The sequence below is a fragment of the Stutzerimonas sp. LR2 genome (genome assembly GCF_055755175.1).
In genome coordinates, this window is sequence record NZ_JBVTRR010000004.1 from 138586 (window position 1) to 153456 (window position 14871).

Annotated in this window: 10 protein-coding genes; 6 read left to right on the forward strand and 4 right to left on the reverse strand. The window is 64.8% G+C overall.

The window, feature by feature from the left end; all coding sequences use genetic code 11:
• Positions 1-166 precede the first annotated feature (166 nt).
• The 4 genes from ACVRRC_RS15140 to xthA all read right to left on the reverse strand — a co-directional run bounded on the left by ACVRRC_RS15140 (position 167) and on the right by xthA (position 4445).
• Entirely contained in the window at positions 167-1072 is a 906-nt protein-coding gene (locus tag ACVRRC_RS15140) for an AraC family transcriptional regulator (RefSeq protein ID WP_011913319.1), read from the reverse strand.
• Between the two features lie 66 nt (positions 1073-1138).
• A complete protein-coding gene (locus ACVRRC_RS15145; RefSeq protein WP_407043374.1) occupies positions 1139-2071 on the reverse strand; it encodes a carbohydrate kinase family protein in 933 nt (310 codons plus the stop codon).
• A gap of 96 nt (positions 2072-2167) precedes the next feature.
• Positions 2168-3541 (reverse strand): phosphate ABC transporter substrate-binding/OmpA family protein, encoded by a 1374-nt coding sequence (locus ACVRRC_RS15150; protein WP_048329125.1) that lies wholly within the window; start codon positions 3539-3541, stop codon positions 2168-2170.
• A gap of 91 nt (positions 3542-3632) precedes the next feature.
• Positions 3633-4445: an exodeoxyribonuclease III gene (xthA, locus tag ACVRRC_RS15155; protein ID WP_256068679.1), complete on the reverse strand. Its 813-nt coding sequence runs from the start codon at positions 4443-4445 to the stop codon at positions 3633-3635.
• Between the two features lie 220 nt (positions 4446-4665).
• Here xthA and ACVRRC_RS15160 point away from each other — a divergent pair, with 220 nt between their 5' ends.
• The 6 genes from ACVRRC_RS15160 (at position 4666) to ACVRRC_RS15185 (ending at position 14818) form a co-directional block, all read left to right on the forward strand.
• Positions 4666-5301, forward strand: coding sequence for a GNAT family N-acetyltransferase (locus ACVRRC_RS15160; RefSeq protein ID WP_011913315.1), 636 nt, complete (start codon positions 4666-4668; stop codon positions 5299-5301).
• A gap of 201 nt (positions 5302-5502) precedes the next feature.
• On the forward strand, positions 5503-7185 hold the full coding sequence (locus ACVRRC_RS15165) for an autotransporter assembly complex protein TamA (protein WP_234492909.1): 1683 nt from the start codon (positions 5503-5505) through the stop codon (positions 7183-7185).
• The gene (locus ACVRRC_RS15170; RefSeq protein WP_472997180.1) at positions 7182-10862 is read left to right on the forward strand and encodes a translocation/assembly module TamB domain-containing protein; all 3681 of its coding nucleotides are present in this window, start codon (positions 7182-7184) and stop codon (positions 10860-10862) included. Before ACVRRC_RS15165 ends, ACVRRC_RS15170 begins: the two co-directional genes overlap by 4 nt.
• A gap of 480 nt (positions 10863-11342) precedes the next feature.
• Positions 11343-12686, forward strand: a complete 1344-nt coding sequence (locus ACVRRC_RS15175) for an alanine/glycine:cation symporter family protein (protein WP_011913312.1) — start codon at positions 11343-11345, stop codon at positions 12684-12686.
• Positions 12687-12822: 136 nt separating this feature from the next.
• The gene (gene tpx, locus ACVRRC_RS15180; RefSeq protein ID WP_011913311.1) at positions 12823-13323 is read left to right on the forward strand and encodes a thiol peroxidase; all 501 of its coding nucleotides are present in this window, start codon (positions 12823-12825) and stop codon (positions 13321-13323) included.
• Positions 13324-13630: 307 nt separating this feature from the next.
• Positions 13631-14818 (forward strand): NAD(P)-dependent oxidoreductase, encoded by a 1188-nt coding sequence (locus ACVRRC_RS15185; protein ID WP_011913309.1) that lies wholly within the window; start codon positions 13631-13633, stop codon positions 14816-14818.
• The last annotated feature ends 53 nt before the right edge of the window (positions 14819-14871 follow it).

Sequence of the window (14871 nt, forward strand, 5' to 3'; positions counted from 1 at the left end):
TCTACCGATACGTTTTTGCACTCCTTGGACTGAGGTCGACCGCCCACGGTGCCACTACCCAGACGCCTTCAAGAGGCTCAAGAACAAGGCTTTTCCATGACCTTAGAGAGGTGTGCGGAGCAACGGACGAGGAAGAGGGCGTCGAATTCGGCTGGCCGGAAGCGTATCAGCCGGCCAGGTTCTGTTCGGTTAGCCGTTGTTCGACCAGGCGGCGATAGCAGGACGGCGTCATGCCCTTGAGCTGCTGAAAGCGGCGATTGAAATTGGACAGGTTGTTGAAGCCCGACTCGAAGCAGACGTCGGTAACCGGCTTGTCCTGATCGAGCAACAGCTCGCAGGACTTGCTGATGCGCAGGCTGTTGACGAACTCGACATAGCAGCGGCCGGTGGCGCGCTTGAAGAAGCGCGAGAAGTAGGTGGGTTTCATCCCGAGATGGCTGGCGACTTCTTCCAGCGGCAGTTCACGCATGTAGTGCTCGAAGATGTAGTTGACCGCCATGTTGGTGCGGTCGGCATGGTGTTCGTCGCTCAGCTGTGCCGAGGTGGCGCCGGAGAGCAGCTGGTAGTCGTCGCACCGCGCCAGCAGCTCGAGCATGATCAGAAAGTAGCCGAGGCGAGTGGCGCCGCGGCTGTCGGCGATCCGCTGCATCAGCTCGCCGGCCTGGTCGATGGTGCTGGGGCATCGAAATTCGATGCCGTAACGCGAGCGTTCGAGCATCGGCGTGAAACTGCGCAGCTCGGAGAACACGCTGTGGCCGGCCTCCAGCATTTCGTCGGTGAAGTTGACCAGCATGTCGCGCTTGGCCACGACTTCGCCTTCCTCGACCTGGCTGATCCAGTTGTGCGGCAGGTGCGGACCGGTGAGAAACAGGCTGTTCGGCCCGAAATTGCCCACGTAGTCGCCGACGAAAACCTTGCCCGAGCTGGCGACGATCAGATGCAGCTCGTACTCCTTGTGGTTGTGCCAGCGCACCAGAGGGCAGGGGAAACCGTGCTCGCGGTAGATCAGTGAGTTGCCATGGTGATCGTCCATGAGTTCGTAGGACGGGTCGGAGATCTTCAACGCTCTCATGCAGGGTCCGTTGTCGAGAAAGGCATCGAAGCGTTATAGCCGCTCTGGCGACGATGGCAAAATCGCTCAGGCAATTTCGTATCGGTAAGGCAGCTCCGGACCACGTCTGGAACAGGTGATGGCTGCCGCCTTGCTGGCGAATTCGAGCATGGCCTGCAGCTGTGCCGGCGACATCTGTGCGAGCCCCGCTGGGGTATCCAGCCGTTGTTCGGTCAGGTAGGCCAGCAGGGCGGCCTGGAACGTGTCGCCAGCGCCTACGCTGTCGCACACCGTCACTGGCTGCGCAGCGATAGCGAGCTGGCCGTGCTGCCGGCTGAACAGCTGCGCGCCATCGCCACCCCGCGTGATCACCACCAGCTCGGCGCGGTTGCCCAGCCAGCGCTCGGCAATGCCATGTGGTTCGACGCCCGGGTAAAGCAGGCGCAGATCCTCGTCACTGACCTTGATCAGATGGGCCTGCTCGGCGAAGGCCTCGACCCGCTCGCGCCAGCGGGCAAGATCAGGCTCGACGTTGAGCCGCACGTTCGGGTCGAGGGAAATCAGGCGTTGTGCCTGTTCACGGCGCAGCAGTTCCAGCAGCGTCTCGGCGATGGGCGAGGCCACCAGCGAGTAGGAACCGAAGTGGATGCCGCGGACCCTGTCGGGCAGCGGCCGCAACTGCTCGGGCTGCAGCAGACGGTCGGCACAGCCGTCACCGCGAAAGCTGTAGACCGGCGCGCCATCGTTGCCCAGCGCAACCATCGCCAGCGTGGTCGGTGCATCGAAGATCACCAGCTGCCCGGTATCGACGCCTTCCTTCTGCAGCAGACCGAGCAGGCGCTGGCCAAAGTGATCGTTGGACAATCCGCCGAGCAGCGCCGCCTTGACGTCCAGTCGCGCCAGGCCGACCGCCACGTTATACGGCGAACCGCCGGCCACCGCTTCCAGATTCAGGCGATTGCCGCTGGCGCCCGGGCCCGTGAACACATCGAAAAGCGCTTCACCACAGACGAGGTACATGGAGGATTCCTGCTGCTGGAAATCCGCCGAGCTTAAACGCGGCGCCGGCACCGAGACAGTACGCCGGTGGCCGGTCGCCGATACGATCTTGCACTGCTAGTAGACCCAGACTTCCACCCGGCGGTTCTTCACCCGGCCGCTTCCCGCATCGTTGGAGGCAACTGGAAGTTCGGAACCCATCCCATTGATTTCCTTGAGAAACACTCCTCGTTTGTTGAGTTCGCGGCGCACCGTCATGGCGCGCAGCTTGGACAGCAGTGCCGCGCGCGCCGGATCGCCCGTCGCATCGCCGAAGCCCACCAACGCCGCGCTGTCGGTGAGTTTGCCGTTATCGCGCAGGTATTCGACGACCCGCTCGAGGTCACGCTGGGCCTTGTTGTCCAGCTGGGCGCTGCCTTCCTCGAAGCGGAAGTTGACCGTCAGGCGCTGGGCTTCGCTCGCCAGCTGTTGATAGAAGGCGGGCATGTCGGCAAGGGCGGTTTGCCGAATCGCCTCGACATGCTGGGCGACGTAGCCGGATCGCTCGACGATGGTCTGGCCGGCCTTGCTATGGATGAACTCGATGTAGGCCTCGGTCCAGGGCGACTGTTTGCGCGGATGGGCATAGAGGAACAGCCGGCGCGACAACGGGTAGTCTTCGGTCGCGACCAGGGCGCGGGAGGGCAGCATCGGTTGCGAGTCGCCATCGGCGATGGCCAGCGCCTTGGCCTTGCCCAGCGAGGCCAGGCCGGTGAAGCCGATGGCGCCTGCATCCAGGGTGACCGCCCGGGACAGCTCGTCGTTGGATTCATAGCGGCGGGCATCGCTCCAGAGCGACTTGCCCTGACGCGCCAATACCAGCTCGTTGAAGGTGTCGTAGGTACCGGAACGGTCATCGCGCGCGTGCAGCCGCACCGGCAGGTCCTGTCCGCCGAGCTCGCGCCAGTTGCGGATTTCGCCGGCGAACAGCCGGGCGAGTTGCGCGGTGGTCAATGAATCGACGGGGTTGCCCGGATGCACGACGATGGCCAGGCCATCGATGGCAATCACCTGTTCCGCCTTGGCGCTTCGCATGTCCCCCAGCTCGGCCAGCTCGGCGCGCTCGCTGGTTTTGATCGGCCTGGACGCTGCTGCGAGATCACCCTGACCATTCTTAAGCCCAGCGAAGCCGGTACCGGTGCCATGCGCGGCCACCGTGGCGATTACCGCTTTGCCCTGAGGCGTGCGAGCGCTGACCCGCTGCTCGTTCTCGACCTCGGTCGGCCGAATGCTGATGTCCTGAAAGCCCTCGGCTTCGAACAGCCCGGCGATGAGCATGGGGGCCAGCTTGGCGCCAACGGTGTTGGAGCCGTGGATGCGCAGTACCGCGGACCCGTCTGCCGGGATCGGCAGTGCGGCGAGGGCGCCGGTCGAGCTGCTGGCTGCCACCGCCAGCAGCAGAGGAGAGAAAAGCCGAATCCAGAACCGTCCAGCAGCGAAACATGGCGCCATCGTGCGACCTCCTTGTTGAAGGCCGCGAGATTAAGACGATCCGGTTACCGAAAGATGACAGACGGCGCGCCCGGCGTGGTATCGATGGCGTTCAACGCAGCTCGATCCAGACCGGACAGTGGTCGGACGGCTTCTCCATCGCGCGGATATCGTAGTCCACGCCGCAATCGGTCACCCGTTCATGCAGCGCATGGGTGGTGAGGATGTAGTCGATGCGCAGGCCGCGACGCGGCTCGTCCTCGAAGCCACGGCTGCGATAGTCGAACCAGCTGAATCGATCGACCACATCCGGATTGAGGGTGCGGAAGCTGTCCTGCAGGCCCCAGCCTTTGATCCGCTCCAGCCACTCGCGCTCCTCCGGCAGGAAGCTGCACTTGCCGGTGCGCAGCCAGCGCTTGGCGTTCACCTCGCCGATGCCGATGTCGCAATCCTGCGGCGAGATATTGAAGTCACCCATCAGCGCCAGCGATTCGTCCGGGCTGAAACGCTGTTCGAGCAGGGCCTGCAGATCGGCATAGAACTTGGTCTTGGCAGGAAACTTCACCGGATGGGCGCGGCTTTCCCCCTGGGGAAAGTAGCCGTTCATGACGGTGACCGGTTGGCCGTTTGCATCGGCGAAACGGCCCCAGATGAAACGCTTCTGCGACTCCTCGCCGTCGCTGGGAAAGCCCTTGTGAACTTCCAGCGGCGCCTGGCGCGAGAGCAGGGCGACGCCGTAGTGACCTTTCTGTCCGTGATAGTGGACGTGATAGCCGAGGGCCTCGATCTCCGCCTGCGGGAACTGCTCGTCGGCCACCTTGGTTTCCTGCAGGCCGATGACGTCCGGCTGATGCTTGTCGATGATCGCAGAAAGCTGGTGAGGTCTGGCTCGTAAGCCGTTGATGTTGAAGGAAACAATTTTCATGAGAGTTCCATGGAAGAGGACGCTGTCGGCGCCGCGCATCAACGGCGCGCACCGTAACTGATGGACTTGAAGGGCTGATTCTAGAGACACCACGTGACGGGTACAAAGGCACCGTCATGGCGATTGTCGTGCCGCGCACCGCTGGTCATCCGTCGACATGGCGGGCCGCGCGAAGCGCTGCTAAGTTGCAATCATCCATCATGAAAAGCCGAGAGTCGTCATGCCGATGTCCGCCGAGGTTCGCACGCTCGACAGTGGTTACGACCGCGAAACCCGTTCGCTGCTGTATCACGCTTACCGCCACGAACCGACCTTTGCCTATCTCTTCGAGGCCGACCGCCCGGGCTATCAGCAGCGGGTCCGCGCCACGGTGCGTGAACTGGTGAACCAGCATTTCCTGCAACAGCAACCGGCGCTGGGGCTGTTGCTGAACGACCGGCTGATCGCCGTTGCGCTGATCGCGCCGCCGCAGCGTCGGCTGGACATTACCGAGAGCTGGGCCTGGCGGGCACGGATGCTGCTGACTGCCGGTTTTCGCTGCACGCGGCGCTACCTGGATTACCACGCCGCGGTGCTCGCCTGCCTGCCCAGCGGTGCCGTGCACCTGCTGCCGTTGCTTGGCGTGCACCCGCAGTTCCAGGGCCAGCATTATGGCGAGCAGTTGCTGGAAGCAGTGCATGAGTGGTGCGCCGAGGACGAAACCTCCCAGGGCCTGGTCATCGACACCGGCAACCCGCGCTACCTGAACTTCTATCAACGGCAAGGCTACGAAGAAATCGGCCAGGTGGCAGTAGGGCCGGTCGTCGAACACGTCTTCTTCCATCCGGCGCCCCGGCGGATGGAAGCGGCACGCTAGGTGTGGGCGAATTTTATCCGGCCGGGTCAGTCTGATTGGACTGAAGTCTCGCGATGTCAGCCGATGCCCGTCCCCCCGCAAAGTCGCCTTACACACCCTCTGGCCCGCGTGCTCGGGCATGCCAGACAGCCCGTGCTAGCATTGCGCGCCATGCGTAAAACGAACCGAGTCGGCCTGCTGGTAGCCGCAATCGCGATCCTGATGTTGAGCGGCGTCCAGGCCGGCGCGGCCGAGCTGGACGTACGGGTCGAGCCGGAAAACCGCGCGTTGCGGGAGAATATCGAAAACTACATCGGCGACCTGGGCGATCGGGATGCGCGCGAGCTGCTGCGCTACAGCCGGGTGGCGCAGCGTCAGGCTGAGAAAGCGCTGCAGGCGCTTGGCTATTACCGCAGCCGCATCCGAACCGATGTGCGCGAGGGGGAGGAACCGACCCTGGTGCTGCGAGTGCGGACCGGCGAACCGGTGCGCTTGCGCAACATCACCGTGCGCCTGGAAGGGCCAGCGGCCGAGTTTTCGGGCTTTCGCGTCGCCCAGCGCAGCCTGCGTCAGGGTGACGTACTCAATCATGGTCGCTACGAGGACGTGAAGCAGCAGTTCCTCAACCAGGCCTCGCGCTACGGCTATTTCGACGGGCGCTTCACCCGCCAGCGCCTGGCGGTCGACCCCCGGGAGAACACCGCCGATGTCGAGCTGGTATTCGACAGCGGGCCGCGCTATCGCCTCGGCGACGTGCGCTTCGAGGGCGATGCGCCATTCGATGACGACCTGCTCTCGCGCATGGTGCCGTTCAAGGCCGATACGCCCTATGACTCCGAGCTGATCGCCGAACTCAGCCAAGCGCTGCAGTCCAGCGGCTATTTCGAGGGCGTGCGGGTCGATGCCAACCCCGCCAGCGCCAGTGAGCAGCGCATTCCCGTCGCCGTTGCCCTGACCACCCGCAAGCCGCGCACCTTCGGCCTCGGCCTTGGCTATTCCACCGACGTCGGGCCGCGCATCCGCCTGAACTGGACGCGCCACTGGGTCAACCCGCAAGGGCACAGCTATGGCGCGGAAACCGAACTCTCCGCACCGCGGCAGAACGTCGGGCTCTGGTACGACATTCCGCTCGATCCGCCGCTGACCGACAAGCTGCGCTTCGTCGGTGGTTACCAGTACGAGGAGATTGCCGGCACTGACACGCTGAGCCGTCTGCTCAAGGTCGGCCCGGAATGGCACAGCCGCCTGCCCGGTGGCTGGTTACGGGTGCTCTCGCTGAAATGGCAGCACGAGGAATACCGCCTCGGCGACGATTCAGGGCTGAGCACGCTGCTGATGCCCGGCGTCGCTTACAGCTACCTGCGTAGCGACAACCGCATCGATCCCAGCCAGGGCTACCGCCTGCAGTTCGAAGTGGCGGCGGCCAAGGACGGCGTGTTTTCCGATGCCGACCTGATCCACGCCAATGTGCTGCTGCGCGGGCTGACCACCCTGGGGCAGCGCCATCGCTTCCTCGGTCGGGTGCAACTGGGCGGCAACTGGACGGATGAATACGTCAACGTGCCGCCATCGCTGCGCTATTTCGCCGGTGGCGATCAGAGCGTGCGTGGCTACGACTATCAGAGCCTGTCGCCAACCAACTCCGACGGCGACAAGATCGGCGGTCGCTATCAGTTCGCTGTCAGCGCCGAGTATCAGTATTCCATCGCCGAGAAATGGCGGATCGCGACCTTCGTCGATCAGGGCAACGCATTCAATTCGCTGGAGATCCCGACCCTGAAGAGCGCAGTCGGTGTCGGCGTGCGCTGGGTCTCGCCGGTCGGGCCGATTCGCGTCGACCTGGCCCACCCGCTGGATAGCGAGGGTGGCGTGCGGCTGCACTTCTCCATGGGGCCGGAACTGTGAGGCGGCTGTTGTGGGGTATTGGCTTGACGCTGCTGGCCTTGCTGCTGCTGGTTATGATCGGCCTTGGCACGCTGCTGGGCACCACGAGCGGTAGTCGTTGGCTGTTGGCGCAAGTGCCTGGGCTCAACGTGGAAGCGTTCGAAGGCCGGCTCGGCCAGCGCTGGCAGGCCGAGCGCCTGGTCTGGACGCAGGGCGAGGATCGCGTCGAGGTGCAACAACCGCGTCTGGCCTGGTCACCGGCGTGCCTGCTCAAACGCACTCTGTGCATCGAAGAGCTGGTGACCGGGGATATCGAACTCAGTTTCGCCCCATCCGAGCCTGACCCGAACGCCGAGCCGTTCAGCCTGCCGGAGCTGAAGCTGCCGTTGGCGCTGCAGGTCGAGCGTATCGAGATCGGGCGGCTGACGCTCAACGAAAGCGAACAGCTGCGTCGTCTGCACGTGCAGGCCGACTGGCGCGCGGACGGCTTGGACATCCACCGTCTGGAGCTGCGCCGGGATGACCTCGACCTGGTGCTCGACGGCCGTCTGCAGCCCAGTGGTGCATGGCCGCTGCAGCTGCAAGGGCAGGCCGCACTGCGCTCGCCGGACGAGCAGCCGTGGGCCCTGCAGATTGCCATCGAGGGTGATCTGCGCGAGCAGGTGCGGCTCGAGGTCGAAAGCCAGGGTTACCTCGACGGCATGCTAAGCGGTCATGTCCGTGCGCTGGACGAGCAGCTGCCGGCGACCATCAGGCTCACCGCCGACGGCTTCAAGGCCGTGCCCGATCTGCCCGAAACCCTGCGTGTGCATGAGCTGGAGCTCACTGCCAGCGGCAACATGGGAGACGGCTACCGCCTGCTCGGTACTGGTCGCCTGCCGGGCGAGGGTGGCGCCGTGCGCCTGGCGCTCGAAGGCGTGGTCAATCCGAGCGGCGCGCAGATCTCCGTGCTCGAACTGGATGCCGGCCAACAGCGCCGGGTGCGCCTGAGCGGCGACGTCGCCTGGCAGGACGGCCTGGCCGCCAACGCCGAGCTGGCGTGGCGCGACTTTCCCTGGCGCCGGCTCTACCCCGAGCTCGAGGAGCCGCCTGTGACGCTGCGCGAACTTAACGCGCAGGTCCAGTACGACAACGGTAACTACCTCGGCAACTTCGACTCGTCTATCACCGGACCGGCCGGGGATTTCACGCTGGCGAGTCCGGTCAGCGGCAATCTCGAAGCCGTGCATCTACCGCAGCTGGCGCTGCGGGCCGGGCAGGGCAGCGCCAGCGGTTCGCTGAGCGTCGGTTTCGCGGACGGCATCGACTGGAGGGCCGACCTGGCGCTGAGCGATCTCGATCCCGCCTACTGGCTGGCGGAGCTGCCGGGCAGGCTCGGTGGCACGTTGCGCTCCAGCGGCGCGCTGCGCGACGAACTTCTGCAGGCCGAGGCCCAGCTGGACATCGCTGGCCGGCTGCGTGGGCAGGCCACCAGCCTGCAATTACAGGCCGACGGACAGGGCGAAAGCTGGAACCTGCCCAGCATCGATCTGCGCATGGGAGACAACCGTGTGCATGGCAGCGGCCGCTGGGCGCAGACGCTGGACGGGCAACTGCAGCTGGAACTGAGCCGGTTGGCGCAGCTCTGGCCTGATCTGCACGGCCAGCTCGCCGGCGAGATCAGGCTCGGCGGAACCGCGGATGCACCGAGTGGCACCGTCGCACTCGACGGTCGCAACCTTGGCTATCAGGACAACCGGGCGCGGCGGCTGAGCGTCCAGGGCGAGTTGTCCGAAGGCGAGCGTGGCCGCCTGACCTTGAGTGCGGAGCGCATCCGCGCCGGCGAAACCGACCTGGGAACCCTGCAGCTGAACGGCCAGGGCACCGCCGCGCAGCACCAGGCCGAGCTGGAACTGCAGGGGCCACTGCTCGACCTGTTGCTGGCCTTCGACGGTGGTCTACGCGGCGATGACTGGATCGGCCGGCTCACCCGCGGCGAGCTCAGCGCGCAGCAACAGAACTGGGCGCTACAACGCCCGGCGTGGTTGCAGCGCCTGGCCGATGGCCGCCTCGATCTCGGCGCGCACTGCTGGCTTTCCGGTCCCGCCAGCCTTTGCGCCGAAGATCAGCGGCTGATGCCTGATCCGCGGATCCGCTATCGGCTGCGCGACTTCGCCCTGCAATCCCTGGCCGACTACCTGCCCGAGGATTTCGCCTGGCAGGGTGAGCTGAACGCGGACATCGAACTGGATCTGCCTGCGGCAGGGCCCAACGGGCAGGTGCAGGTCGACGCCGGCCCCGGCGTGTTGCGTATCCGCGATGCGGATCAGTGGCACGACTTTCCCTACCAGACCCTGGCGCTCAATAGCCGCCTGCGGCCTGAACGGGTCGACAGCGAGCTGCGCTTTGCCGGTGGCGAATTGGGCGACCTGGACGTGCAGCTGCGTATCGACCCGCGTCCCGAAGCCAAGCCGATCGACGGCGAGTTCCGCCTCAGCGGTCTCGATCTCGCAGTGGCACGACCCTTCGTGCCGATGGTGGAGCGCCTGCGCGGCGAGTTGAATGGCAGTGGCCAGCTCGCCGGCAGCCTGCAGCAACCCACCCTGAACGGCCAATTGCTGCTGACCGGCGGCGAAATCGCCGGCAGCGAACTGCCTACCACCTTCGAGGATCTGCGGGTACGCCTGCTGATCGAGGGCGAGCGCCTGAACATCGATGGCGGCTGGCGTGCCGGCGAGCAGGGGCGCGGCAGCCTCAGCGGTACGCTGGATTGGCAGGACGAGCTGGACCTGGACCTGGCCATCAAGGGCGACCGCCTGCCGGTGGTGGTCGAGCCCTACGCGGATCTCGAGGTCGAGCCGGATCTGCGCATCGTGCTGAGTGGCCAGCAGCTGGCGGTCAGCGGTCGGGTCGAGGTGCCACGGGGCGCGATCACCGTGCGTGAACTGCCTCCGGCGACGGTGAAGGTCTCAGAGGACACCGTGATCGTCGGCCGGGAAGCCGAGGAGGAGGCCACGCCACTGGCGGTGAAGATGGATATCGATGTGGAGGTCGGCCAGGACCGCCTGCGCTTCTCCGGCTTCGGCCTGACCGCCGACCTTGCCGGTTACCTGCATATCGGCGACAACCTGGATGCCCGTGGCGAGCTGCAGCTGAAGAACGGCCGCTATCGCGCCTATGGCCAGCGGCTGACCATCCGCCGGGCCGAGCTGCTGTTCACCGGCCTGATCAGCCAGCCGTTCCTCAATATCGAGGCGATCCGCCGGATCGAGGCGGAGAACGTCGTTGCCGGCCTGCGCATCACCGGCAGCGCCGAGCAACCGCGTATCGATGTGTTCTCCGAACCGGCCATGAGTCAGGAACAGGCGTTGGCCTATCTCGTCCTGGGTCGGCCATTGGGCGCCGATTCCGGCGATAACAATCTGCTGGCCCAGGCCGCGCTGGGGCTCGGCCTGGCTGGCAGTTCATCGATCACCGGCGGACTCGCGCAGCGGCTCGGCATCCAGGACTTCCAGCTCGACACAGAGGGAACGGGCGCCGGCACCAGTGTGGTCGCCACCGGACGGCTTACCGAACGTCTGGCGTTGCGCTACGGCGTGGGCGTGTTCGAACCGACCAACACCATTGCCCTGCGTTATCAGCTGACCCGACGTATCTTTCTCGAAGCGGCAAGCGGCCTGGCCAGTTCGCTCGACGTCTTCTATCGCCGCGATTTCTGACCGCGGCACGGCGCTGGTGCGTGGCGTCCGACGCCGTGCGCCGGTCAGGCCGCTCCCTTGCCGCGCCGCCGCACCAGTGCGAGTCAGCGACCACTGGCGCGTGCACCAGACTGGGCTACGCTGAGTTCGCTTTCCGTGCCATTTGCGATTCGGCGGACGCGGGCTTGCAGGGTTTGACCGTTCGGTCTGATTCCGGCGTCGATTCGATCATCGAATCTGGCGCGATTGCCCCGCGCCCAACGAGCGAATGCAGTGGTAGCATCCACGCTTCCGACCGTCGCGGTCACCGCCGCGCAACGCTCTAGCACGAGTCTTGCAAAGTGCTGTCGACCTCAGCGCTTACAAGCTCCAGAGGCGGATCGGAATCGTCGTTACCTGGTCGCTGAAAAACCACCGCCACAAGCGTCATGTTTTTCAACGGCTCCACGGTAGCGCGACCCCAACGCGAGGGAACTCGCCTATAAGAAATAAGGTGCTCGAATGGAATTTCTGAACAACCTCGTCAACACCATTAACGGCCTCGTCTGGGGCCCGCCCATGTTGGTCCTGATCCTTGGCACCGGCCTGGTGCTGATGATCATGCTCAAGTTCATGCCGCTGACCCGCATTGGTACCGGCTTCGCCCTGATGTGGCGCGGTCGTGCCAAGGGCGACGAATCCACCGGCGAGATCAGCCCGTTCCAGGCGTTGATGACGTCGCTGGCCGCAACGGTAGGTACCGGCAACATCGCCGGCGTCGCCACGGCGATCTTCCTCGGCGGCCCGGGCGCGCTGTTCTGGATGTGGTGCACCGCGCTGGTCGGTATGGCCACCAAGTACTGCGAGGTCGTGCTGGCGGTTCACTACCGCGAAAAGGACGACCGTGGCGAGCATGTCGGCGGCCCGATGTATGCCATCAAGAACGGGCTGGGCAAGAAGTGGGTCTGGCTTGGCACTGCGTTCGCCATCTTCGGTGGGCTGGCCGGCTTCGGCATTGGCAACATGGTGCAGGTCAACAGCATGGCCCACGCGCTGGAAACCACCTTCTCGGTGCCGCTGTGGGCGACCGGCCTGATCACCATGGTCGTGGTCGGCCTGGTGATTCTCGGCGGTATCCGCCGCATCGGCGTTGTGGCCGCGTCGCTGGTTCCCTTCATGTGCCTGGCCTACCTGATCGCTGCCGCGGTGGTGCTGGTGGTGAATGCCTCCGCGATCCCGGCCGCGTTCGACCTGATCTTCACCCATGCCTTCACGCCGATCGCCGCCACTGGCGGTTTCGCCGGTGCCGCGGTGATTGCCGCAATCCGCTTCGGTGTCGCGCGCGGGATCTTCTCCAACGAGGCCGGTCTCGGTACCGCCGGTATCGCCCAGGCCGCCGGTACGACCACCAGCTCGGTGCGCTCGGGCATGATCGGTATGCTGGGCACGTTCATCGACACCATCATCGTCTGCTCGATGACCGGCCTGGCGATCATCTGTACCGGCGTCTGGACCAGCGGCGCCAGCGGCGCGGCTTTGTCTGCGGCGGCTTTCGAGTCGGCGATGCCGGGCATCGGTGGGGTGATCCTGACCATCGCGCTGGTGGTCTTCGCCTTCACCACCATCCTTGGCTGGAGCTACTTCGGCGAAAAGTGCTGGGAATTCCTGGTGGGTACCAAGGCCATCTGGCCGTTCCGCGTGATCTGGGTGCTGGCGGTGCCCTTCGGTGCGATCGCTCAGCTGGACTTCGCCTGGCTGCTGGCCGATACGCTCAACGGCCTGATGGCGATCCCCAACCTGGTCTCGTTGCTGCTGCTGAGCCCGGTCGTGGTGAAGCTGACCAAGGAGTATTTCGCGCGCAGCTGATGTCCGATAACGGTCGGTAATCGCCCTAGCTGGCGGTTCACCGATCGGCGGTCCGAGGCTACACTCGGGCCCTCTTTCAGGCCGTGGGGCTGATGGCCCCGCGGCCTTTTCGTGTCACCCATCGAGGAGCGAAGCAATGACAGAAGTCACCCTGAAAGGCACCCCCGTCCAGGTAGCCGGCGAGTTTCCGCAGGCCGGCCAGCAGGCCAAGCCGTTTCGCCTGGTAGGCGCCGACCTCGCCGACGTCGAGCTTGCGGCCTTTGCCGGCAAGCGCAAGATCCTCAACATCTTCCCAAGCGTCGATACGCCGACCTGCGCCACCTCGGTACGCAAGTTCAACGCCCAGGCCAGCGCCCTGGCAAACACCGTGGTGCTCTGCATTTCCGCCGACCTGCCGTTCGCGCAGAAGCGTTTCTGTGGTGCCGAAGGGCTGGAGAACGTGGTCAACCTGTCCACCATGCGCGGTGCCGAATTCCTTCGCGACTACGGCGTGGCCCTGGCCAGCGGCCCTCTGGCAGGCGTCGCCGCACGCGCGGTGATCGTGCTGGATGAGCAGGACCGCGTACTGCACAGCGAACTGGTCAGCGAGATCGGCAGCGAGCCGAACTACGAGGCGGCCATCGCCTCGCTTGGCTGAAGTGCACCGCTAGCAGCTCGGCGGCGAGCCCTGATGGGGCTCGCCGTTTTTTTTTGGCGACGGAAAGCCAGCAGTTCAAGCGAAACCGTCTGTCGTCGTCAATTAGCGCAAACCGAGGTGGCCAACTACTTTCCGTCATGCCCGTGCCCAGGATTTCAAGGGTGAGCGCAGCGCCACAAACATGGCAATTAGGCAGCTTTTTTAAAAAATCTTTTCGCACGGCTGCTGTCATAGAGCTGATGCCCATTGAATGGATTCAGTTATGCCTACCTCAGAAATCAAAAGAATCGGTGTATCCGGAACCGGAATGATCGCCCACGGCTTCGTCCGGTTGATCAAACAGCACTATCAGGACATGCAGATTTCCCGTGTCCTCACGCGCCGACCACTTTCGACGATGACCGACTTCCCGCTGGCGGACGTCCTTACCAATTCGCTGGACGAGCTGATCGACAATTCCGATCTGATCGTCGAGTGCAGTGGTGATGTGTTCCACGGAACGGCCGTCATTGAGCGCGCCTTCGAAGCCGGCTTGAAGGTCGTGACTGTCAACGCCGAGTTGCAGGTCACCACAGGTTCGTACCTGGCGGGCAAGGGCTTTCTCACGGAAGCCGAGGGCGATCAGCCCGGTTCGCTGGCGGCCTTGCGTGAGGATGCGCTGCAGATGGGCTTCCAGCCGCTGGTCTACGGCAACATGAAGGGCTATCTGAACCATGACCCTTCCCCCGAGGACATGGCCTACTGGGCCAACCGGCAAGGCATCAGCGTCGATCAGACGACATCCTTCACCGACGGCACCAAGGTGCAGATCGAGCAGGTGATCATCGGCAACGGGCTGGGTGCGACCATCACCCGTCAGGGTATGGAAGGTCTCGCCTCGACCAATTTGGACGACAGCGCCAGCCTGCTCGGCATGATGGCCGAACGGGTCGGGCAGCCCATCGTCGATTACGTGATCCCCTCCGGCTATCCGGCTGGCGGCGTGTTCCTGGTGGGCAGGCACGACGAGGATCAAGCCCGGGCCATCGAGTATTTCAAGCTCGGACGCGGCCCGTTCTACACGCTGGTGCGGCCGTTCCATCTGTGCTCGCTGGAAGTGGGCAAGACCGTACGCCGCGTGCTCAGCGGCGGCGGCGTGCTGCTCAACAACTCGACCGAGCCGACCCTCGGGGTTGCCGCCATCGCCAAGCGCGCCATGAAGCCGGGCGAGCTGATCGAGCGTGGCATCGGCGGCTTCCAGTTCCGCGGTGAGGCGATCAAGCTGGCCCAGCATCCGGACCACGTGCCGATCGGCCTGCTGCGCAAGACGGCGCTCAAGCGTGCCGTCGAGCCTGGCCAGATCATTACCTTCGACGATATCGACATCCTGCCGAGCCGCGCCCTGGATATCGTCATGGAGCAGCGCAAACCGCGGCTGGTGGAAGTCGAGTCGAAGTCGGAAGGCTGGACGGCCCCCTGCATCAACACGATGGGGATGCTTGCCCTGGGTGGTTGAGCGCGACGCGCACAGCAAAAGGCCGCTGCATCTGCAGCGGCCTTTTCGTTTGT

Bases quoted from the DNA above. Each gene is read 5' to 3' on its own strand.
- ACVRRC_RS15140 (WP_011913319.1), bottom strand. From the start codon at position 1,072: ATGAGAGCGTTGAAGATCTCCGACCCGTCCTACGAACTCATGGACGAT.
- ACVRRC_RS15145 (WP_407043374.1), bottom strand. From the start codon at position 2,071: ATGTACCTCGTCTGTGGTGAAGCGCTTTTCGATGTGTTCACGGGCCCG.
- ACVRRC_RS15150 (WP_048329125.1), bottom strand. From the start codon at position 3,541: ATGGCGCCATGTTTCGCTGCTGGACGGTTCTGGATTCGGCTTTTCTCT.
- xthA (WP_256068679.1), bottom strand. From the start codon at position 4,445: ATGAAAATTGTTTCCTTCAACATCAACGGCTTACGAGCCAGACCTCAC.
- ACVRRC_RS15160 (WP_011913315.1), top strand. From the start codon at position 4,666: ATGCCGATGTCCGCCGAGGTTCGCACGCTCGACAGTGGTTACGACCGC.
- ACVRRC_RS15165 (WP_234492909.1), top strand. From the start codon at position 5,503: ATGTTGAGCGGCGTCCAGGCCGGCGCGGCCGAGCTGGACGTACGGGTC.
- ACVRRC_RS15175 (WP_011913312.1), top strand. From the start codon at position 11,343: ATGGAATTTCTGAACAACCTCGTCAACACCATTAACGGCCTCGTCTGG.
- tpx (WP_011913311.1), top strand. From the start codon at position 12,823: ATGACAGAAGTCACCCTGAAAGGCACCCCCGTCCAGGTAGCCGGCGAG.
- ACVRRC_RS15185 (WP_011913309.1), top strand. From the start codon at position 13,631: ATGATCGCCCACGGCTTCGTCCGGTTGATCAAACAGCACTATCAGGAC.